Origin of the sequence: Enterobacter cloacae complex sp. 2022EL-00788, from assembly GCF_026627565.1 — a bacterium.
Taxonomy (GTDB): domain Bacteria; phylum Pseudomonadota; class Gammaproteobacteria; order Enterobacterales; family Enterobacteriaceae; genus Enterobacter; species Enterobacter pasteurii.
Map to the genome: position 1 here is coordinate 109,805 of NZ_JAPNMC010000009.1, position 19,509 is coordinate 129,313.

General features: G+C 56.0%; 15 protein-coding genes. 10 read left to right on the plus strand and 5 right to left on the minus strand.

Translation table 11 applies throughout. The features are described from left to right. Nucleotides 1–19 precede the first annotated feature (19 nt). The 3 genes from ycaR (at nucleotide 20) to OWK27_RS15535 (ending at nucleotide 1,981) form a co-directional block, all read left to right on the plus strand. Nucleotides 20–202 (plus strand): protein YcaR, encoded by a 183-nt coding sequence (gene ycaR, locus OWK27_RS15525; RefSeq protein ID WP_006174474.1) that lies wholly within the window; start codon nucleotides 20–22, stop codon nucleotides 200–202. After that, nucleotides 199–945, plus strand: a complete 747-nt coding sequence (gene kdsB, locus OWK27_RS15530; RefSeq protein WP_148421040.1) for a 3-deoxy-manno-octulosonate cytidylyltransferase — start codon at nucleotides 199–201, stop codon at nucleotides 943–945. Before ycaR ends, kdsB begins: the two co-directional genes overlap by 4 nt. A gap of 142 nt (nucleotides 946–1,087) precedes the next feature. Beyond that, a complete protein-coding gene (locus tag OWK27_RS15535) occupies nucleotides 1,088–1,981 on the plus strand; it encodes a YcbJ family phosphotransferase (protein ID WP_148421038.1) in 894 nt (297 codons plus the stop codon). On the opposite strand, the gene elyC is transcribed toward OWK27_RS15535, so the two are convergent. Next, complete coding sequence (gene elyC, locus OWK27_RS15540; RefSeq protein WP_267590718.1) at nucleotides 1,958–2,737, minus strand: envelope biogenesis factor ElyC; 780 nt, start codon at nucleotides 2,735–2,737, stop codon at nucleotides 1,958–1,960. The two genes, OWK27_RS15535 and elyC, sit on opposite strands and share 24 nt — an antisense overlap. Nucleotides 2,738–2,861: 124 nt before the next feature. Between elyC and cmoM the strand changes: the two genes are divergently transcribed. The 7 genes from cmoM (at nucleotide 2,862) to OWK27_RS15575 (ending at nucleotide 13,497) form a co-directional block, all read left to right on the plus strand. Further along, nucleotides 2,862–3,641 (plus strand): tRNA uridine 5-oxyacetic acid(34) methyltransferase CmoM, encoded by a 780-nt coding sequence (cmoM, locus tag OWK27_RS15545; protein ID WP_063449157.1) that lies wholly within the window; start codon nucleotides 2,862–2,864, stop codon nucleotides 3,639–3,641. Nucleotides 3,642–3,644: 3 nt separating this feature from the next. Further along, nucleotides 3,645–4,967 (plus strand): chromosome partition protein MukF, encoded by a 1,323-nt coding sequence (mukF, locus tag OWK27_RS15550; RefSeq protein ID WP_015570962.1) that lies wholly within the window; start codon nucleotides 3,645–3,647, stop codon nucleotides 4,965–4,967. Further along, nucleotides 4,948–5,652: a chromosome partition protein MukE gene (gene mukE / locus OWK27_RS15555; RefSeq protein WP_003858208.1), complete on the plus strand. Its 705-nt coding sequence runs from the start codon at nucleotides 4,948–4,950 to the stop codon at nucleotides 5,650–5,652. Before mukF ends, mukE begins: the two co-directional genes overlap by 20 nt. Beyond that, nucleotides 5,652–10,100 (plus strand): chromosome partition protein MukB, encoded by a 4,449-nt coding sequence (gene mukB / locus OWK27_RS15560; RefSeq protein ID WP_176610719.1) that lies wholly within the window; start codon nucleotides 5,652–5,654, stop codon nucleotides 10,098–10,100. The genes mukE and mukB overlap by 1 nt, the downstream gene beginning before the upstream one ends. A 178-nt stretch (nucleotides 10,101–10,278) precedes the next feature. Then, nucleotides 10,279–12,102, plus strand: a complete 1,824-nt coding sequence (ldtD, locus tag OWK27_RS15565) for a L,D-transpeptidase (RefSeq protein ID WP_267590719.1) — start codon at nucleotides 10,279–10,281, stop codon at nucleotides 12,100–12,102. 175 nt (nucleotides 12,103–12,277) lie between these two features. Continuing rightward, nucleotides 12,278–12,829, plus strand: a complete 552-nt coding sequence (locus OWK27_RS15570) for a YcbK family protein (protein ID WP_176610717.1) — start codon at nucleotides 12,278–12,280, stop codon at nucleotides 12,827–12,829. A gap of 20 nt (nucleotides 12,830–12,849) precedes the next feature. Then, nucleotides 12,850–13,497, plus strand: a complete 648-nt coding sequence (locus OWK27_RS15575; RefSeq protein ID WP_148421027.1) for an MBL fold metallo-hydrolase — start codon at nucleotides 12,850–12,852, stop codon at nucleotides 13,495–13,497. Between the two features lie 47 nt (nucleotides 13,498–13,544). On the opposite strand, the gene OWK27_RS15580 is transcribed toward OWK27_RS15575, so the two are convergent. The 4 genes from OWK27_RS15580 to pncB form a co-directional block, all read right to left on the minus strand. After that, the gene (locus tag OWK27_RS15580) at nucleotides 13,545–14,735 is read right to left on the minus strand and encodes an amino acid aminotransferase (RefSeq protein WP_267590720.1); all 1,191 of its coding nucleotides are present in this window, start codon (nucleotides 14,733–14,735) and stop codon (nucleotides 13,545–13,547) included. Between the two features lie 185 nt (nucleotides 14,736–14,920). Then, a complete protein-coding gene (ompF, locus tag OWK27_RS15585; RefSeq protein WP_305038515.1) occupies nucleotides 14,921–15,979 on the minus strand; it encodes a porin OmpF in 1,059 nt (352 codons plus the stop codon). A gap of 606 nt (nucleotides 15,980–16,585) precedes the next feature. Next, nucleotides 16,586–17,986 carry an asparagine--tRNA ligase gene (asnS, locus tag OWK27_RS15590; protein ID WP_148421022.1) on the minus strand — a complete coding sequence of 467 codons (1,401 nt, stop codon included), beginning with the start codon at nucleotides 17,984–17,986 and terminating at the stop codon, nucleotides 16,586–16,588. 167 nt (nucleotides 17,987–18,153) lie between these two features. Then, nucleotides 18,154–19,356: a nicotinate phosphoribosyltransferase gene (gene pncB, locus OWK27_RS15595; protein WP_148421020.1), complete on the minus strand. Its 1,203-nt coding sequence runs from the start codon at nucleotides 19,354–19,356 to the stop codon at nucleotides 18,154–18,156. Nucleotides 19,357–19,509: the final 153 nt, after the last annotated feature.

The following is a 19,509-nucleotide window of genomic DNA, read 5'->3' on the forward strand; positions in this document are numbered from 1 at the left end:
TTACCCATACGGAGGAACTATGGATCACCGTTTACTTGAAATTATTGCCTGCCCGGTGTGCAACGGCAAACTGTATTACAGCCAGGATAAACAAGAGCTGATTTGCAAACTGGACAGCCTGGCGTTCCCGCTGCGTGACGGTATTCCGGTCCTGCTGGAAAACGAAGCCCGTTCCCTGGTGGCAGAAGAGAGCAAGCCATGAGTTTTGTTGTCATTATTCCTGCGCGTTATGCCTCAACGCGCCTGCCAGGTAAACCGCTGGTGGATATTAACGGCAAACCGATGATCGTGCACGTCCTTGAACGGGCGCGTGAGTCAGGGGCCGGGCGCGTTATCGTTGCGACCGATCACCCGGACGTCGCGCGCGCGGTTGAGGCCGCGGGGGGGGAAGTATGCATGACCCGCGCCGACCATCAATCGGGTACCGAGCGTCTGGCGGAAGTCGTCGAGAAGTGCGGCTTTAGCGACGAGACGGTGATTGTGAACGTGCAGGGTGATGAGCCGACGATCCCGGCGGCGATCATCCGTCAGGTGGCCGAAAACCTGGCTCAGCGTCAGGTCGGCATGGCTACCCTCGCGGTGCCGATCCACCACGCTGAAGAGGCGTTTAATCCAAATGCGGTGAAAGTGGTCATGGACGCAGAGGGCTACGCGCTCTATTTCTCCCGCGCCACCATTCCGTGGGATCGCGATCGTTTCGCGCAATCGAAAGAGACGATTGGCGACACCTTCCTGCGCCATATTGGCATTTACGGCTACCGCGCAGGGTTTATTCGTCGCTACGTTGCCTGGGCACCAAGCCCGCTTGAGCATATCGAAATGCTCGAACAGCTTCGCGTGCTGTGGTACGGCGAAAAAATTCACGTTGCGGTCGCCCGGGAAGTGCCCGGCACCGGAGTGGATACCCCTGAAGATCTCGAGCGCGTTCGCGTCGAAATGCGTTAATTCGCGACCATCCCCTCGCTTGAGGGGATGTTCTCCCGCCAGGCTATTTTCCTTTTCTTGTCCATTATTGATCTCTTCCGGGTGACATCCGGGTCGCGCACGCTCATTATAAAAGCAGTAGTCTTAATGGGGGTAATCTCATATGGAACAGCTGCGTGCAGAACTCAGCCATCTCCTTGGCGAAAAGCTAAGCCGGGTGGAGTGCGTGAATGAAAAGGCCGATACCGCGCTCTGGTCATTGTATGACAGTCAGGGACACCCCATGCCGCTGATGGCCAGAAGCTTTACCTCACCGGGCGTCGCCAGACAGCTGGCGTGGAAAATGTCGATGCTGGCGCGGGAAGGAACGGTGCGTATGCCCACGGTTTACGGCGTGATGACGCATGAGGAGCATCCCGGGCCGGATGTCCTGCTTATCGAGCGTTTACGCGGAGTCTCTGTTGAAGCCCCGGCGCGTACGCCTGAGCGCTGGGAACAACTGAAGGATCAGATAGTCGAGGCTCTCCTTGCCTGGCACCGGCAGGACAGCCGCGGCCTGGTTGGCGCGGTAGACAGCACCCAGGAAAACCTCTGGCCGCTGTGGTATCGCCAGCGCGTTGAAGTGCTGTGGGGAACGCTCAATCAATTCAACAACACCGGCTTAACGATGCAGGACAAACGCATTCTTTTTCGCACCCGGGAATGCCTGCCGACGCTGTTTGAGGGGTTTAACGACAACTGCGTGCTGGTGCACGGCAACTTCACGCTGCGCAGCATGTTAAAAGATCCCCGCAGCGACCAGCTTCTTGCGATGCTCGGGCCAGGGATCATGCTCTGGGCGCCGCGTGAGTACGAGCTGTTCAGGCTGAGCGAGGGCGGGGCGGCGGAAGATTTGCTCTGGCACTACCTTCAGCGCGCCCCCGTTGCGGAAGCGTTCCTCTGGCGTCGCTGGCTCTATCTGCTGTGGGATGAGGTCGCGCAGCTGGTCAACACCGGGCGATTTAATCGCGCCGGCTTCGACCTTGCCGCAAAATCACTCTTGCCTTGGCTTGCCTGACGATCCTTTGAGCCACTGCCAGAGGCGGCCTAGCGACTCGTATCCGACGCGGTCGCTGTGCATCAGCCATACCGGAGACGGGATAATCCGTTCCCACGTATTAAGCGGCGCGTCGATAGCCAGCTGGTTTGCCGGGGCTGGCAGCGGATGCAGGCCTTGCTTCTCAAAGAAAATCATCGCGCGTGGAAGGTGTGAGGCAGAGGTCACCAGCAGGAACGGTACGTCGCCGATGGCCTGTTTTACCGCCGCTGCCTCCTCTTCGGTATCCTTCGGGCTATCCAGGGTAATGATGGCGGAACGCGGCACGCCAAGCGATTCAGCCACTCTTGCACCCGCTTCCGCGGTGCTGACCGGGTTAGTTTTTGCGGCAGCCCCCGTGAAGATCATCTTCGATCCCGGATTGGCAAGCCACAGGCGGATCCCCTCGTTCAGACGCGGCAGGCTATTGTTGATCAGGTTAGAGCTGGGGGCCCAGTTCGGGTCCCACGTATATCCACCGCCCAGCACCACGATGTAGCCCACTTTCTGGTTTCCCTGCCATGTCGGGTAGGTGTTTTCTATCGGGCGTAACAGACCGTCAGCGACGGGTTGCAGGCTGAGCAACAGCAGCGCCAGCCAGCCCGCGGTCACGATGGATTTACCGCTTTTCTGAAACCGGCTAAACCATAACAGTGCCAGCCCCAGCGCGATAATAATCAACAGCAGGGGTAGGGGAAGCATCATGCCTCCAATATATTTTTTTAGGGTAAAAAGCATCCTTTTTGGTTCCTTTTTTGACCATACAGCAGGCGATTTCCGGTGATATTACACCAGAGTGGTTCATTCTCCGCGCGGGTGTGACAAAATAGCGGTTTTGCAGTAAGTGAGTGGAACCCTCCCAATGCGGGATCGCAATTTTGATGACATCGCGGAAAAGTTTTCGCGCAACATTTATGGCACCACCAAAGGTCAGCTTCGCCAGACGATCCTCTGGCAGGATCTGGACAAGCTGCTGGCCGAATTCGGTGACCGACAGTTGCGCGTGCTGGACGCCGGTGGCGGGGAAGGTCAGACTGCGATCCTTATGGCGCAGCGGGGACATCACGTCACGCTGTGCGATCTTTCTGCCGAGATGGTGGCGCGCGCTGAGCGAGCGGCAGAAGAGAAAGGTGTGAGCGACAACATGCATTTTATACATTGCGCCGCTCAGGACATTCCGCAGCATTTGGAAACGCAGGTTGATCTGATATTGTTTCATGCTGTGCTCGAATGGGTCGCTGAACCGCAAGCGATGTTAAAAACGCTGTGGTCGATGCTGAGGCCGGGCGGTGCCTTATCGCTGATGTTTTACAATGCCAACGGCCTGCTGATGCGAAACGTGCTGGTGGGCAATTTTGGCTACGTACAGCAGGGCATGTATAAAAAGAAACGACGCACGCTTTCACCGGATTTCCCACGTGAACCGCAGCAGGTCTACGGCTGGCTGGAGGAGATCGGTTGGGAAATTACCGGTAAAACAGGCGTGAGGGTGTTTCATGATTATCTGCGTGATAAACAAAAACAGGACGACTGTTTAGACGCCTTAACAGAAATAGAGACGCGGTACTGCCGCCAGGAGCCTTATCTCAGCCTTGGCCGCTATATACACGTCACCGCGCGCAAGCCGCAGATGCAAGGATAATCTATGAGTGAATTTTCCCAGACAGTCCCCGAACTGGTTGCCTGGGCCAGGAAAAATGATTTCTCCATCTCGCTGCCGGTAGACAGACTCTCTTTCCTGCTGGCGGTCGCGACGCTAAACGGCGAACGCCTGGATGGCGAAATGAGTGAAGGCGAACTGGTGGATGCGTTCCGCCACGTCAGTGATGCGTTTGAGCAAACCAGCGAAACCATTAGCGTGCGCGCCAACAACGCCATCAATGATATGGTGCGTCAACGTCTGCTGAACCGCTTTACCAGCGAGCAGGCGGAAGGAAACGCTATCTATCGCCTGACGCCACTGGGCATCGGCATTACCGATTACTATATTCGCCAGCGTGAATTTTCCACGCTGCGCCTCTCCATGCAGCTCTCTATCGTTGCAGGAGAGCTGAAGCGTGCCGCCGACGCGGCCGATGAAAACGGTGACGAATTCCACTGGCATCGCAACGTGTACGCACCGCTGAAATACTCGGTCGCCGAGATTTTTGACAGTATCGATCTGACCCAGCGTCTGATGGACGAACAGCAGCAGCAGGTTAAGGACGATATTGCGCAGCTGCTTAATAAAGACTGGCGCGCGGCTATCTCCAGCTGTGAACTTTTACTGTCAGAAACCTCCGGTACGCTGCGCGAACTGCAGGATACGCTGGAGGCGGCAGGCGACAAGCTTCAGGCCAACCTGCTGCGCATCCAGGACGCGACGATGGCGCACGACGATCTGCATTTTATCGACCGTCTGGTGTTCGATCTGCAGAGCAAGCTTGACCGCATTATCAGCTGGGGCCAGCAGTCGATCGATCTGTGGATTGGTTATGACCGTCACGTGCATAAATTTATCCGTACCGCCATCGATATGGATAAAAACCGCGTCTTTGCCCAGCGTCTGCGCCAGTCGGTACAGACCTACTTCGATGCGCCATGGGCGCTGACCTACGCCAATGCCGATCGTCTGCTGGATATGCGCGACGAAGAGATGGCGCTGCGCGATGAAGAGGTCACCGGGGAACTGCCGCCGGATCTGGAATACGAAGAATTTAACGAAATTCGCGAGCAGCTTGCGGCGATGATCGAAGAACAGCTCGCTGTCTACAAAACCAGACAGGCGCCGCTGGATCTTGGCCTCGTGGTGCGCGACTATCTGGCGCAGTATCCGCGCGCGCGCCACTTCGACGTTGCCCGCATTGTTGTAGACCAGGCGGTGCGCCTGGGTATCGCACAAGCCGATTTCACCGGACTGCCGCCGAAGTGGCAGCCGATTAACGATTACGGAGCCAAGGTACAGGCGCATGTCATTGACAAATATTGAACAAGTGATGCCAGTTAAGCTGGCACAGGCGCTGGCGAATCCGTTGTTTCCGGCGCTGGACAGCCAGCTGCGTGCCGGTCGTCACATTGGCCTTGACGAGCTGGATAATCACGCCTTTTTGATGGACTTTCAGGAGTACCTGGAAGAGTTTTACGCTCGCTATAACGTTGAGCTTATCCGCGCGCCGGAAGGGTTTTTCTACCTGCGACCGCGCTCGACCACGCTTATTCCCCGTTCCGTGCTTTCCGAGCTGGACATGATGGTGGGTAAAATTCTCTGCTACCTCTACCTCAGCCCGGAACGTCTGGCGAATGAGGGGATCTTCACCCAGCAGGAGCTTTACGATGAGCTGCTGTCGCTGGCGGATGAAAGCAAGCTTCTCAAGCTGGTGAACAATCGTTCGACGGGGTCCGATCTGGACCGTCAGAAATTACAGGAAAAAGTACGCTCTTCCCTTAACCGTCTGCGCCGTCTGGGAATGGTCTGGTTCATGGGCCACGACAGCAGCAAGTTCCGCATTACCGAATCGGTCTTCCGCTTTGGCGCCGACGTGCGCGCGGGCGACGATGCGCGCGAAGCGCAGCTGCGTATGATCCGTGACGGTGAGGCGATGCCGGTGGAAAACCATTTGCAGCTCAATGACGAGCATGAAGAGAATCAGCCGGATAGCGGGGAGGAAGAGTAATGATTGAACGCGGTAAATTTCGCTCACTAACGCTGATTAACTGGAACGGCTTCTTTGCCCGAACCTTCGATCTGGATGAGCTGGTGACGACGCTCTCCGGCGGTAACGGGGCGGGTAAATCCACCACCATGGCGGCCTTCGTTACGGCGCTGATCCCTGACCTGACGCTGCTGCACTTCCGTAACACCACCGAAGCGGGGGCGACAAGCGGCTCCCGCGATAAAGGTCTGCACGGTAAGCTGAAAGCGGGCGTCTGTTATTCGGTGCTGGACGTGATCAACTCCCGTCACCAGCGCGTGGTCGTGGGGGTTCGTCTGCAACAGGTCGCCGGTCGCGATCGTAAAGTGGATATCAAGCCGTTTGCGATTCAGGGGCTGCCAACGTCCGTGCAGCCGACCGCGCTGCTGACGGAAACCCTGAATGAACGCCAGGCGCGCGTCCTGACGCTTCAGGAGCTGAAAGACAAGCTCGAAGCCATTGAAGGCGTTCAGTTCAAGCAGTTCAACTCTATTACCGACTACCACTCCCTGATGTTCGATCTGGGCGTGGTTGCCCGCCGTCTGCGCAGCGCGTCCGATCGTAGTAAATACTACCGCCTGATCGAAGCCTCCCTGTACGGCGGTATCTCCAGCGCCATTACCCGCTCCCTGCGCGACTACCTGCTGCCGGAAAACAGCGGCGTGCGTAAGGCCTTCCAGGATATGGAAGCCGCGCTGCGTGAAAACCGCATGACGCTGGAAGCGATTCGCGTTACGCAGTCTGACCGCGATCTGTTTAAACACCTGATCAGCGAAGCCACTAACTACGTGGCGGCAGACTATATGCGCCACGCCAACGAGCGCCGCATTCACCTCGATCAGGCGTTAGAGTATCGTCGCGAGCTGTTTACCTCCCGCAAACAGCTGGTGGCCGAGCAGTATAAGCACGTCGAAATGGCGCGCGAGCTGGGCGAGCACAACGGCGCCGAAGGGGATCTGGAAGCCGATTACCAGGCGGCCAGCGATCACCTTAACCTGGTGCAAACCGCGCTGCGTCAGCAGGAAAAAATTGAGCGCTACGAAGCGGATCTCGATGAGCTGCAAATTCGTCTCGAAGAGCAAAATGAAGTGGTGGCGGAAGCCGCCGATTTGCAGGAAGAGAACGAAGCCCGCGCCGAAGCCGCCGAGCTGGAAGTGGATGAGCTGAAAAGCCAGCTCGCTGACTACCAGCAGGCGCTGGACGTGCAGCAAACCCGCGCGATCCAGTACAACCAGGCGCTGCAGGCGTTGCAGCGTGCAAAAGCGCTCTGCCATCTGCCCGATCTCACCCCGGAAAGCGCCGACGAATGGCTGGATACCTTCCAGGCGAAAGAGCAGGAAGCCACGGAAAAACTGCTTTCCCTCGATCAGAAAATGAGCGTGGCCCAGACGGCGCACAGCCAGTTTGAGCAGGCGTACCAGCTGGTGGTGGCGATCAACGGCCCGCTGGCGCGTAACGAAGCGTGGGACGTTGCCCGTGAATTGCTGCGCGACGGCGTGAACCAGCGCCATCTGGCCGAGCAGGTGCAGCCGCTGCGCATGCGTCTGAACGAGCTGGAACAGCGCCTGCGCGAGCAGCAGGAAGCCGAACGTCTGCTGGCGGATTTCTGCAAGCGTCAGGGTAAAAATTACGATTTCGACGAGCTTGAAGCCCTGCATCAGGAGCTGGAGGCGCGTATTGCGGCCCTGTCCGATACCGTCTCGAATGCCAGCGAACAGCGCATGACGCTGCGTCAGGAGCTTGAGCAGCTCCAGTCCCGCTCGAAGACGCTATTACAACGTGCGCCAGTCTGGCTGGCCGCGCAAAGCAGCCTGAACCAGCTCAGCGAGCAGTGTGGCCAGGAGTTTACCTCCAGCCAGGACGTCACAGAATACATGCAACAGCTGCTGGAGCGCGAGCGTGAAGCGATTGTTGAACGTGACGAAGTGGGCGCGCGCAAGCGTGACGTCGATGAAGAAATTGAGCGCTTAAGCCAGCCGGGCGGGTCAGAGGATCCGCGTCTGAATGCGTTAGCCGAGCGTTTCGGCGGCGTGCTGCTGTCTGAAATTTACGACGACGTCGGCCTGGACGATGCGCCGTACTTCTCCGCGCTGTACGGTCCGTCCCGTAACGCGATTGTGGTGCCGGATCTGTCGCTGATTTCTGAGCAGCTCGCAGGGCTTGAGGACTGCCCGGAAGATCTCTACCTCATCGAAGGGGATCCGCAGTCGTTTGATGACAGCGTATTCAGCGTAGACGAGCTGGAAAAAGCGGTGGTGGTGAAAATCGCCGATCGCCAGTGGCGCTACTCGCGCTTCCCGGAACTGCCGCTGTTTGGCCGCGCCGCGCGTGAAAACCGTATTGAAACCCTGCACGCCGAGCGTGAAACGCTTTCTGAACGTTTTGCGACGCTGTCGTTCGATGTGCAGAAAACGCAGCGTCTGCATCAGGCGTTCAGCCGCTTTATCGGTAGCCATCTGGGCGTGGCCTTTGAGCCCGATCCGGAAGCGGAAATTCGCAAGCTCAACACCCGCCGTGGTGAACTGGAGCGCGCGCTGGCCAGCCATGAAAATGACAACCAGCAGAGCCGCGTGCAGTTCGAACAGGCGAAAGAGGGGGTTGCTGCGCTTAACCGCATTCTGCCGCGCCTGAATCTGCTGGCGGACGATACCCTCGCCGATCGCGTGGATGAAATTCAGGAACGCCTGGACGAAGCGCAGGAAGCGGCGCGCTTTGTGCAGCAGCACGGCAACCAGCTGGCAAAACTGGAGCCGATGGTCTCCGTTCTCCAGAGCGATCCGGAACAGTTTGAGCAGTTAAAAGAAGATTACGCCTGGTCACAGCAGGTGCAGCGCGAAGCGCGTCAGCAGGCGTTTGCCCTGACGGAAGTGGTGCAACGTCGCGCGCACTTCGGCTACTCCGATTCAGCAGAAATGCTGAGCGGGAACAGCGATCTCAATGAAAAGCTGCGCCAGCGTCTTGAGCAGGCCGAAGCGGAACGTACCCGCGCGCGTGAGGCGATGCGTACTCACGCCGCACAGCTGAGCCAGTACAGCCAGGTGATGGCATCGTTGAAAAGCTCCTTCGACACCAAGAAAGAGCTGCTAAACGACCTGCATAAAGAGCTTCAGGACATCGGCGTGCGCGCCGACAGCGGTGCGGAAGAGCGCGCCCGTATCCGACGCGATGAACTGCATGCACAGCTCAGCAACAACCGCGCGCGTCGTAATCAGCTGGAAAAAGCGCTGACCTTCTGTGAAGCGGAGATGGACAACCTGACGCGTCGCCTGCGCAAGCTGGAGCGCGACTATCACGAAATGCGTGAACAGGTCGTGACCGCGAAGGCGGGCTGGTGCGCGGTGATGCGCATGGTGAAAGACAATAACGTGGAACGTCGTCTGCACCGTCGCGAGCTGGCGTATCTGTCAGCCGATGAGCTGCGTTCTATGTCGGATAAGGCGCTGGGCGCGCTGCGTCTGGCCGTGGCGGACAACGAACACCTGCGCGACGTGCTGCGCATGTCCGAAGATCCGAAGCGCCCCGAGCGCAAAATCCAGTTCTTCGTGGCGGTTTATCAGCACTTGCGCGAGCGTATTCGTCAGGACATCATCCGCACCGACGATCCGGTTGAAGCCATCGAGCAGATGGAGATCGAACTGGGGCGTCTGACGGAAGAGCTGACCTCCCGCGAGCAGAAGCTGGCTATCAGCTCCCGCAGCGTGGCGAATATTATTCGTAAAACCATTCAGCGCGAGCAGAACCGTATCCGCCAGCTGAATCAGGGCCTGCAAAGCGTGTCGTTTGGCCAGGTCAACAGCGTGCGGCTGAACGTGAACGTGCGTGAAGCGCACTCCACGCTGCTGGACGTGCTGTCTGAACAGCACGAGCAGCATCAGGATCTGTTTAACAGTAACCGCCTGACCTTCTCCGAAGCGCTGGCGAAACTGTATCAGCGCTTGAATCCGCAGATTGACATGGGCCAGCGTACCCCGCAAACCATCGGTGAAGAGCTGCTGGATTACCGCAACTATCTCGAGATGGAGGTTGAGGTTAACCGTGGCTCCGACGGCTGGCTGCGCGCTGAATCCGGTGCGCTTTCTACCGGTGAAGCGATCGGTACCGGTATGTCGATTCTGGTGATGGTGGTGCAGAGCTGGGAAGATGAGGCGCGTCGTCTGCGCGGTAAAGACATCTCTCCATGCCGTCTGCTGTTCCTCGATGAAGCCGCGCGTCTTGATGCCCGCTCCATCGCCACGCTGTTTGAGCTTTGCGATCGACTTGATATGCAGCTCATCATTGCGGCGCCGGAAAACATCAGCCCGGAAAAAGGCACGACCTATAAGCTGGTGCGTAAGGTGTTCCAGAACAGTGAACACGTACACGTCGTCGGCCTGCGCGGTTTCGCGCCGCAGCCTCCGGAATCATTACCCGGCACGGCTGACGCTTCGTAAGGCGGGTTACTACAAAGGGCGGCGCTGATGCGCCGCTTTTTTTATTCACTTAACTTGTGTTCAGGGCTGCGTTATCTTTAAACTTCTTTACATAAGGTAAGGCAACAGCGTATATGCCTTTCTATACTGAAGGAAAGCTCCAGTACACTGGGCATGTCGTAAAAACAGGGGGCAAGGGATGTTGCTTAAGAAAAATCGTGGTCGTCAGCTGTCTGCGCTGAGTTTGTGCCTGACAGTGATGTTTGCTCCACTGTTTACCGCTCAGGCCGACGAGCCTGAAATTGTGCCGACTGACAGCTCTGCGACGATGGGCGCGCAGCCGACGTCGCTGTCACAGCCGCTGGATCAGTCTCCGGCGACGGCCATTATGGCCGGCATTAAACCGCTGCCGGAAGGCATCGATACTGAATCACTACGCCAGCAGCTCATGACCGGGCTGCCTGCGGGCTATACTCCTGCCTATATCAACCAGCTTACGCTGCTGTACGCTGCGCGCGATATGAAACCGATGTGGGAAAACCGGGATGCGGTGCGCGCCTTCCAGCAGCAGCTGGCAGAAGTGGCGATTGCAGGTTTTCAGCCGCAGTTCACGACCTGGGTTGAACTCCTCACCGATCCCGCCGTCACCGGCCAGGCGCGTGACGTGGTGCTGTCTGATGCCATGATGGGCTACCTGCAGTTTGTGGCGGGCATTTCGGTGAACGGCAACCGCTGGCTCTACAGCAATAAGCCGTACAGGCTGGCGACTCCTGCGCTGTCTGTGATTAACCAGTGGCAGCTGGCGCTGGACAACGGTGACCTGCCGCGCTTTATCGCAAGCCTGGCGCCTGCCCATCCGCAGTATGCCACCATGCATCAGTCGCTGCTTGAACTGGTAGCGGATTCCCGCCCGTGGCCTCAGGTACGTGGGACAACCACGCTTCGTCCGGGGCAGTGGAGCAGCGATGTCCCGGCGATCCGCGAAATTATGAAACGCTCCGGCATTCTCGAAAGCGGTCCTAAGATTGCGCTGCCTGGCGACGATACGCAAAACGCGGTCGTCAGCCCGTCGGCCCCGGTAAAAGAGAAAAAGGCCGCTGCGCTGAGCAACAAACCCGCCGCCTACGATCGCGAACTGGTCGCGGCGGTTAAGCAGTTCCAGGCCGCGCAGGGGCTGGGCGCAGACGGGGTAATCGGTCCATCCACCCGCGACTGGCTGAACGTCTCGCCGGCTCAGCGCGCTGGGGTACTGGCGTTGAATATCCAGCGCCTGCGCTTGCTCCCGGGGACCTTATCCACCGGCATTATGGTTAACATTCCCGCTTATTCGCTGGTCTACTATCAGGACGGTAGCGAGGTGCTGGCCTCCCGGGTGATTGTGGGGCGGCCTGACCGGAAAACGCCGATGATGAGCAGCGCCCTGAATAACGTGGTGGTGAACCCGCCGTGGAACGTGCCGCCAACGCTGGCGCGCAAGGATATTCTGCCTAAGGTCTGGAACGATCCTGGCTATCTTGAGCGTCATAACTATACGGTGATCCGCGGCTGGAACAGCAAAGAGACGATCGATCCGTGGATGGTAGACTGGTCAACGATTACGCCGTCGAACCTGCCGTTCCGTTTCCAGCAGGCGCCGGGTGCGCATAACTCGCTGGGGCGCTATAAATTCAACATGCCAAGTTCGGACGCTATCTATCTGCATGATACGCCGAACCATAACCTGTTTCAGAAAGATGCCCGCGCGCTCAGCTCAGGCTGCGTGCGTGTGAATAAGGCATCGGAGCTGGCGAATATGCTGTTGCAGGATGCGGGCTGGAACGACACGCGGATCTCCGATGCTCTCAAGCAGGGGGACACCCGTTACGTCAATATCCGCCACAATATTCCGGTCAACCTGTATTATCTCACCGCGTTTGTGGGGGCGGACGGGCGCACCCAGTACCGCACAGATATTTACAATTATGATCAGACAGCGCGATCCGGCGCACAAATTTTGCCAAAAGCGGAACAATTAATCAGGTAAATGAAGCAGTTCGGGGAAAATGATTGTCGTAAGTTATGGTGAATACGGGGCGATCTGGCTACAGGCCGCGTATTTGCTGGGGTTGGGCGCCTTGACGTATCAGGCTTTGCCAGTTAAGGTGCCCTTCGTGCGCTAAGCATATTGACAATTTCTTTTACCTGTAGACCTGATTATCATGGACAAATTTGACGCTAATCGCCGCAAATTGCTGGCGTTAGGTGGCGTTGCGCTGGGCGCAGCGGCTATCCTTCCGACGCCAGCATTTGCCACCCTCTCGACACCTCGTCCGCGTATTTTAACGCTCAACAATCTGCATACTGGTGAGACGCTTAAGGCGGAGTTTTTCGATGGCAGAGGCTATATTCAGGATGAATTAGCAAGACTCAACCATTTTTTCCGTGATTTCCGCGCGAATAAAATCAAAGCCATCGACCCTGGACTGTTCGATCAGCTTTTCCGCCTGCAGGGCCTGCTGGGCACCAAAAGGCCGGTGCAGCTCATTTCTGGCTACCGCTCTCTGGACACCAACAATGAACTGCGCGCCCACAGCCGTGGGGTAGCGAAAAAAAGCTACCACACGAAAGGGCAGGCGATGGATTTCCATATTGAAGGCGTTTCGTTAGCCAATATTCGCAAAGCGGCGTTATCTATGCGCGCAGGTGGTGTAGGATACTACCCACGTAGCAACTTTGTGCATATTGATACCGGGCCGGTTCGGCACTGGTAATAACGAAACACAGGAGCAGTATGAACTATCGTATTATTCCGGTTACCGCGTTCTCACAGAACTGTTCATTGATCTGGTGTGAACAAACCAGGCTGGCCGCGCTTGTCGATCCCGGCGGTGACGCCGGGACAATCAGGCAGGAAGTCGCTGCCAGCGGCGTGACGCTGGTACAGATTTTACTGACCCACGGTCATCTCGACCATGTTGGGGCAGCGGCTGAACTGGCTGAACACTACGGTGTGCCGATTATCGGCCCGGAAAAAGAAGATGAGTTCTGGCTGCAGGGGTTACCCGCCCAAAGCCGCATGTTTGGCCTGGACGAGTGTCAGCCGTTGACGCCTGACCGCTGGCTGAACGAAGGTGAGCGCGTTAACGTAGGGAATGTGACTTTACAGGTGTTGCATTGTCCCGGGCATACGCCCGGCCATATCGTCTTCTTTGACGACCAGTCGCGGCTGCTGATTTCCGGTGACGTGATTTTCAAAGGCGGCGTAGGACGCAGCGATTTCCCGCGCGGCGATCACGGTCAGCTGATTCAGTCGATTAAGCAGAAGCTGTTGCCGCTGGGCGATGACGTGACGTTTATTCCGGGTCACGGTCCGATGTCGACGCTGGGCCATGAGCGGTTACATAACCCGTTCCTTCAGGATGAAATGCCTGTCTGGTAACCAGAAATAAAAAAGCCTGCTTATGCAGGCTTTTTTGTGGATGCAGATTACAGCACCGCGACAATGGCTTCGCACAGTGGTGCCATGTTGTCAGGCGTCATGCCTGCAACGTTCACGCGGCCAGAGGCAACGGCGTACACGCCAAACTCTTCACGCAGACGCAGCACCTGCTCTTTGGTCAGGCCGCTGAAGGAGAACATGCCGTTCTGCTTGATGATGAAGCTGAAATCACGATCGGCACCTTTCTCTGCCAGCGTGTTCACAAACAGCAGGCGCATGCGCTGAATGCGCTGACGCATATCGTTCAGCTCCTGTTCCCAGATAGCGCGCAGCGCATCGTTGCTCAGGATCGTCGCGACCACAGATGCACCGTGTGCCGGTGGGTTGGAGTAGTTAGCGCGGATCGCGGATTTCATCTGGCTGAAGGCGCGATCGACGATTTGCTCGTCAGCGGCCACCAGCGTACAGGCACCCACGCGCTCGTTATACAGGCCAAAGTTCTTGGAATAAGAACTGGCTACGATCAGCTCCTGATGCACCGCAGCGAACGCGCGCAGGCCTTCGGCGTCTTCTTCCAGACCACGGGCAAAGCCCTGGTAGGCGAAGTCGAACAGCGGCAGCCAGCCTTTTTCAACGGACAGCTTAGCCAGCTGTTCCCACTGCTCAAGGGTAGGGTCGATACCGGTTGGGTTATGGCAGCAGCCGTGGAACAGCACCACGTCGCCCGCCTGGGCTTCGTTCAGGCTTGCCAGCAGACCGTCAAAGTCCAGAGCGTGGTTTGCCGCGTCGTAGTAGGCGTATTCACGCACTTCCAGACCCGCGGAATTGAATACGCTCTTATGGTTAGGCCAGCTTGGGTCGCTCACCCACACGCGCTTCACGGAGGTGTTTTTCGCCAGGAAATCTGCCGCCACGCGCAGTGCGCCGGTACCGCCAGGGGTCTGGGCCGTGCGGGCGCGTTTTTCGCTCACAATGGTGCTGCCTTTGCCGAACAGCAGTTCCTGGGTGCAGCGACCAAATTCAGGAATACCATCAATACCGAGGTAGTTTTTGGTGGTTTCGTTTTCCAGCAGGTACTGCTCAGCTTTTTTAACGCTGGTCAGTACCGGAGTTTTGCCGGTTTCATCTTTATATACACCAATACCCAGGTTGATTTTGCCAGGGCGGTCGTCGGCACGAAACAGATCGGCCAGGCCCAGAATTGGGTCGGCAGGAGCGGCAGTAATGTTCTCAAACATGACGAAGTTCCATTGTGATTACAGAAGTGAAATCCGCTATCAGGTTAACGGTAGATTTACAAAATGCCAACCGTTTGCGACGAAAAGCGTGCGGCTTTTCAAAAGTCGCTAAGTTTTATCTGCACAAATAAAAAAAACAGGGCCGAAGCCCTGTTTATTAAGCATATAACAATGCGGTGTGCTGATTAGAACTGGTAAACCAGACCCACAGCGACAACGTCGTCGTTGTTGATGCCCAGCTTGTTGTCGTCTTTCAGCTGGTTGATCTGGTAGTCAACATAGGTGGACATGTTTTTGTTGAAGTAGTAGGTCGCGCCAATGTCGATGTAGTTGATGTAGTCTTCGTCACCGATACCTTCTACGTCTTTCGCCTTAGATTTGTAGTAGGCGATGGATGGACGCAGACCGAAGTCGAACTGGTACTGAGCAACGACAGAGAAGTCCTGAGACTTGTTAGCGAAACCATTGTCCAGACGTGCTGCGTTACGCATTTCGCCGTACACTGCCGCCAGGTAGATGTTGTTCGCGTCATATTTCAGACCGGTTGCCCACTGCTCAGCTTTATCGCCTTCGCCCCAGGCCAGGCTGGTTTGCTGTGCATCAGTACGGTCAGCCGCACCATAAGCACCAACAATGCCGAAGCCTTCGTATTCATAGCTCAGAGAGGTCGCCCAGCCGTCACCGTTAGAACGTAATGCGTCATCACGCTCGTTTTTGCCCAGGTACTGAAGGCCAAAGTTCAGACCATCGACCAGGCCGAAGAAGTTGCTGTTGCGGTATGTTGCCAGACCACCGGTACGGCCTGCGAAGAAGTTATCGCTCGCGCCGGTATCACCACCGAACTCAGGCAGCATATCGGTGATGCCGATTGCGTCATAGACCAGGCCGTAGTTACGACCGTAGTCGAAGGAGCCTGCATCACCAAATTTCAGACCTGCGAATGCCAGACGGGTTTTGTTGCCGTTCTGTGCATCGCCGCCTTCAGAGTTGTTACCCTGGAAGTTGTATTCCCACTGACCGTAACCAGTCAGCTGGTCGTTGATCTGAGTTTCGCCTTTGAAGCCCAGACGCGCGTAAGTTTTGTCGCCATCGTTGCCTGCGAAGTCAGAGAAGTAGTGCAGGCCAACTGCTTTACCGTAAAGATCTAATTTGTTGCCGTCTTTGTTATAGATTTCAGCAGCGTTTGCTGCACCGGCTACCAGCAGGGCAGGGACTACCACTGCCAGGATATTGCGCTTCATCATTATTTATTACCCTCATTGGTTTTTTTATGACACTCGCCACCGCCGTCAATAAATTCTGTCAATAAATATTTCCGGAACTATTGATGAGAGTTAGGTGTCTTTTTGTATCTGACAGGCATCTTTCCATTCATAGAAGCGTTTCGCTACACTGAAAGTGCTACAATCTTCAAGATTCGGTTACAAAAAGAAATTATATGTAACTAAATGTGTATTTTAGGGAACTTTGTGAAGCACCTCAAATTTCAGCGGCATCTGGCGAATTAAACATCTCCTTTATTCCTATATATATGATTTGCTTATCTTTAATTTTGCTAAATGCATTACTTATAAACAGAAGCTAAACGGTGTGGATTTTCTTATGACCATAATAAGACGTCCGGATGGCTCTGGATTTGGTTGTTTTTTGTGCTATTAGTTAAGGAATGTATTAAGCGCAATGAGAGTGAGGTTATTTTTTTGTTCACAGATATTTCGTGGAAACAAAACGTAACAGGTAGAGGTTATTGCGGGGTTGTGTTTTAAAGACGCTGACTTTCGACTGACGAAAACTGACATTGCAGGATAAAATAATGGCCAGCGTTTGCTGGCCATAGGTAAGAAGGTCGGTTAGAAGCTTGCGTTACGCGGCGTGCGCGGGAACGGAATCACATCACGCACGTTCTGAACACCGGTAACGTAGGCAATCAGACGCTCAAAGCCCAGACCGAAACCGGAGTGCGGAACGGTACCGTAGCGGCGCAGGTCGCGATACCAGCTGTAGTCAGCCGGGTTCAGACCCATCTCTTGCATACGCGCATCCAGCACATCCAGACGCTCTTCACGCTGGGAACCACCGATGATTTCACCGATGCCCGGTGCCAGGACGTCCATCGCGGCAACGGTTTTACCGTCTTCGTTAAGGCGCATATAGAACGCCTTAATGTCTTTCGGATAGTTTTTCACAACAACCGGCGCTTTAAAGTGCTTCTCTGCCAGATAACGTTCGTGCTCGGAGGAGAGATCCACGCCCCAGTAAACCGGGTTTTCGAACTTCTCGCCGCATTTTTCCAGGATAGCAACCGCATCGGTGTAATCTACCTGCGCGAAGTCCGCGGAGACAAAGCGTTCAAGACGGGCGATAGCATCGTTATCCACACGCTCAGCGAAGAATTTCATGTCGTCTGCGCGCTCTTCAAGAACGGCTTTGAACACGTATTTCAGCATCGCTTCCGCCAGGCCCGCAACGTCGTTCAGGTCGGCAAAGGCCACTTCCGGCTCCAGCATCCAGAATTCCGCCAGGTGACGGCTGGTGTTGGAGTTTTCCGCACGGAAGGTTGGGCCGAAGGTATAGATCCTGGACAGCGCACAGGCATAGGTTTCACCGTTCAGCTGACCGGATACCGTCAGGAAGGCTTCTTTACCAAAGAAGTCTTTGTCGTAGTCGACTTTACCTTCCGGCGTACGCGGCAGGTTTTCCATATCTAGCGTTGAAACGCGGAACATTTCACCTGCACCTTCGGTGTCGGATGCGGTAATCAGCGGGGTAGAAACCCAGAAGTAACCCTGCTCGTTAAAGAAGCGATGCAGCGCCTGCGCCAGGGTGTGACGCACGCGGGCAACCGCACCAATCAGGTTGGTGCGCGGACGCAGGTGCGCGACTTCACGCAGATATTCAATGCTGTGACGCTTTGCAGCCATCGGGTAGGTATCCGGATCTTCAACCCAGCCTGTCACTTCCACAGCAGTCGCCTGAATTTCGAAGCTCTGACCCTGGCCCGGAGAAGCCACCACAACGCCGGTAACGATCACGGAACAGCCTGTTGTCAGGTGCAGAACGTCGTCATTGTAATTGGGCAGAGAATTATTAATGACGGCCTGTACAGGATCAAAGCAGGAACCGTCATAGACGGCGAGGAAGGAGATGCCAGCTTTAGAATCTCGACGAGTACGCACCCATCCGCGCACGGTGACCTCCTGGTCAACGGCGACACGGCCCTGGAGTACGTCGGCTACAGGCACAACGCTCATAATATTCTCTCTGTTAATAGTCGGAAAAAATAAACACTTGTCCGCCCTTATAGGGGGGATATCTATGTTACCTGCCATCCGCTATCAGACAAGTAAATTTCGCAGTCTTAAGAGAAGAAATAAGAAATAAATAAGAGAAGGGGAGCCATGGAGGCTCCCCGAAGCGGTTAGCTGGCTTTTTTCACCAGGGGCAGATCGAAGGCTTTACGTAATGCGCGAACGAACGCTTTGTCATGGCAGATGGTTTTGCCCGGGCTGTCGGATAGCTTCGCCACCGGCTTGCCGTTACATTCCACCAGTTTTATGACAATGTTCAGCGGTTTCACCTGAGGGATATCGCAGGTCAGGCGCGTACCGATCCCGAAGCTAAGATTCACCCGAGAGGAGAAGTGGCGATAAAGGTCAACGGCTTTCGCGAGATCGAGATTATCGGAGAAGACCAGCACCTTACTCATCGGGTCGATACCCAATTTTTCGTAATGGGCAATGGCTTTCTCACCCCATTCCACCGGATCCCCGGAGTCATGGCGTAAGCCCTGATAGCGTTCAGCAAATTCAGGACCAAAGTCGCGCAGGAACGCGTCCATGGTAATACAGTCGGTGAGGGCAATGCCGAGCCGATCCGGGTATTCGTCAAGCCACGCGGCGAGGGCCGCGCGCTGGCTGTTAGCGAGGTCAGGGCTAATTTGCTGGTGTGCCTGGAACCATTCGTGCGCCTGGGTGCCCATCGGGGTTAAATCCAGGCGACGCGCCAGATCGTAGTTGCTGGTGCCAACAAACCACGGCTCCTGCTGAAGGCGTCTGACGATAGCTTCCTGCACGTCGCGTGAGAAGCGGCGGCGCGTGCCAAAGTCCATCAGCCGGAAGCGGGACATATCCAGCCCTTCGGTCAGCTGGTTAAACTCAACAAGTTTATTTTCCAGCGCGGCAACGGCCTGGGTAACGCCGGTTTCCGGGGAACGATAGCGGTGGGCCAGCTCGCTGATTACGGCCAGGAGCGGCACTTCCCACATGATCACTTCGCGCCACGGGCCGGTCAGGCGGATGTCCAGCTTGCCGTTATCATTCGAGACGGTGACCTGTTCCGGGTTATAGCGGAAGTCGCGCAGCCAGTTCAGATAGTCCGCTTTGAAGAACGGCAGGCCAGAAAGCCATTGATATTCGTCATCCTGCAGCGCCAGATGCTGCATGGCATCGACCTGTTCACGAATGGCGTCTGCGTAGATACCCAGCAAGTCGTCACCCCGGCAGCGAAATTCCGCCGCAACATGAACATCATGATAGTGGTGAAACACGGCTTGCTGCATATGCAGCTTGTACGCGTCGGTATCCAGCAACGTATGCAGAACCGGAGAAGCGAATTGAGTCATAGGTGCGCTGTAGCATCCTCTCACGGGAGCGTTTAGTACAATAAACAACTCCGGAGTATACCTTGTTTAATGATTTATTGAACCCCGATCACAACATAAGCACACTTTATGGTCGAGTGCATTTCGTGCCCCGTGTTATAAAAATGTAGCAAT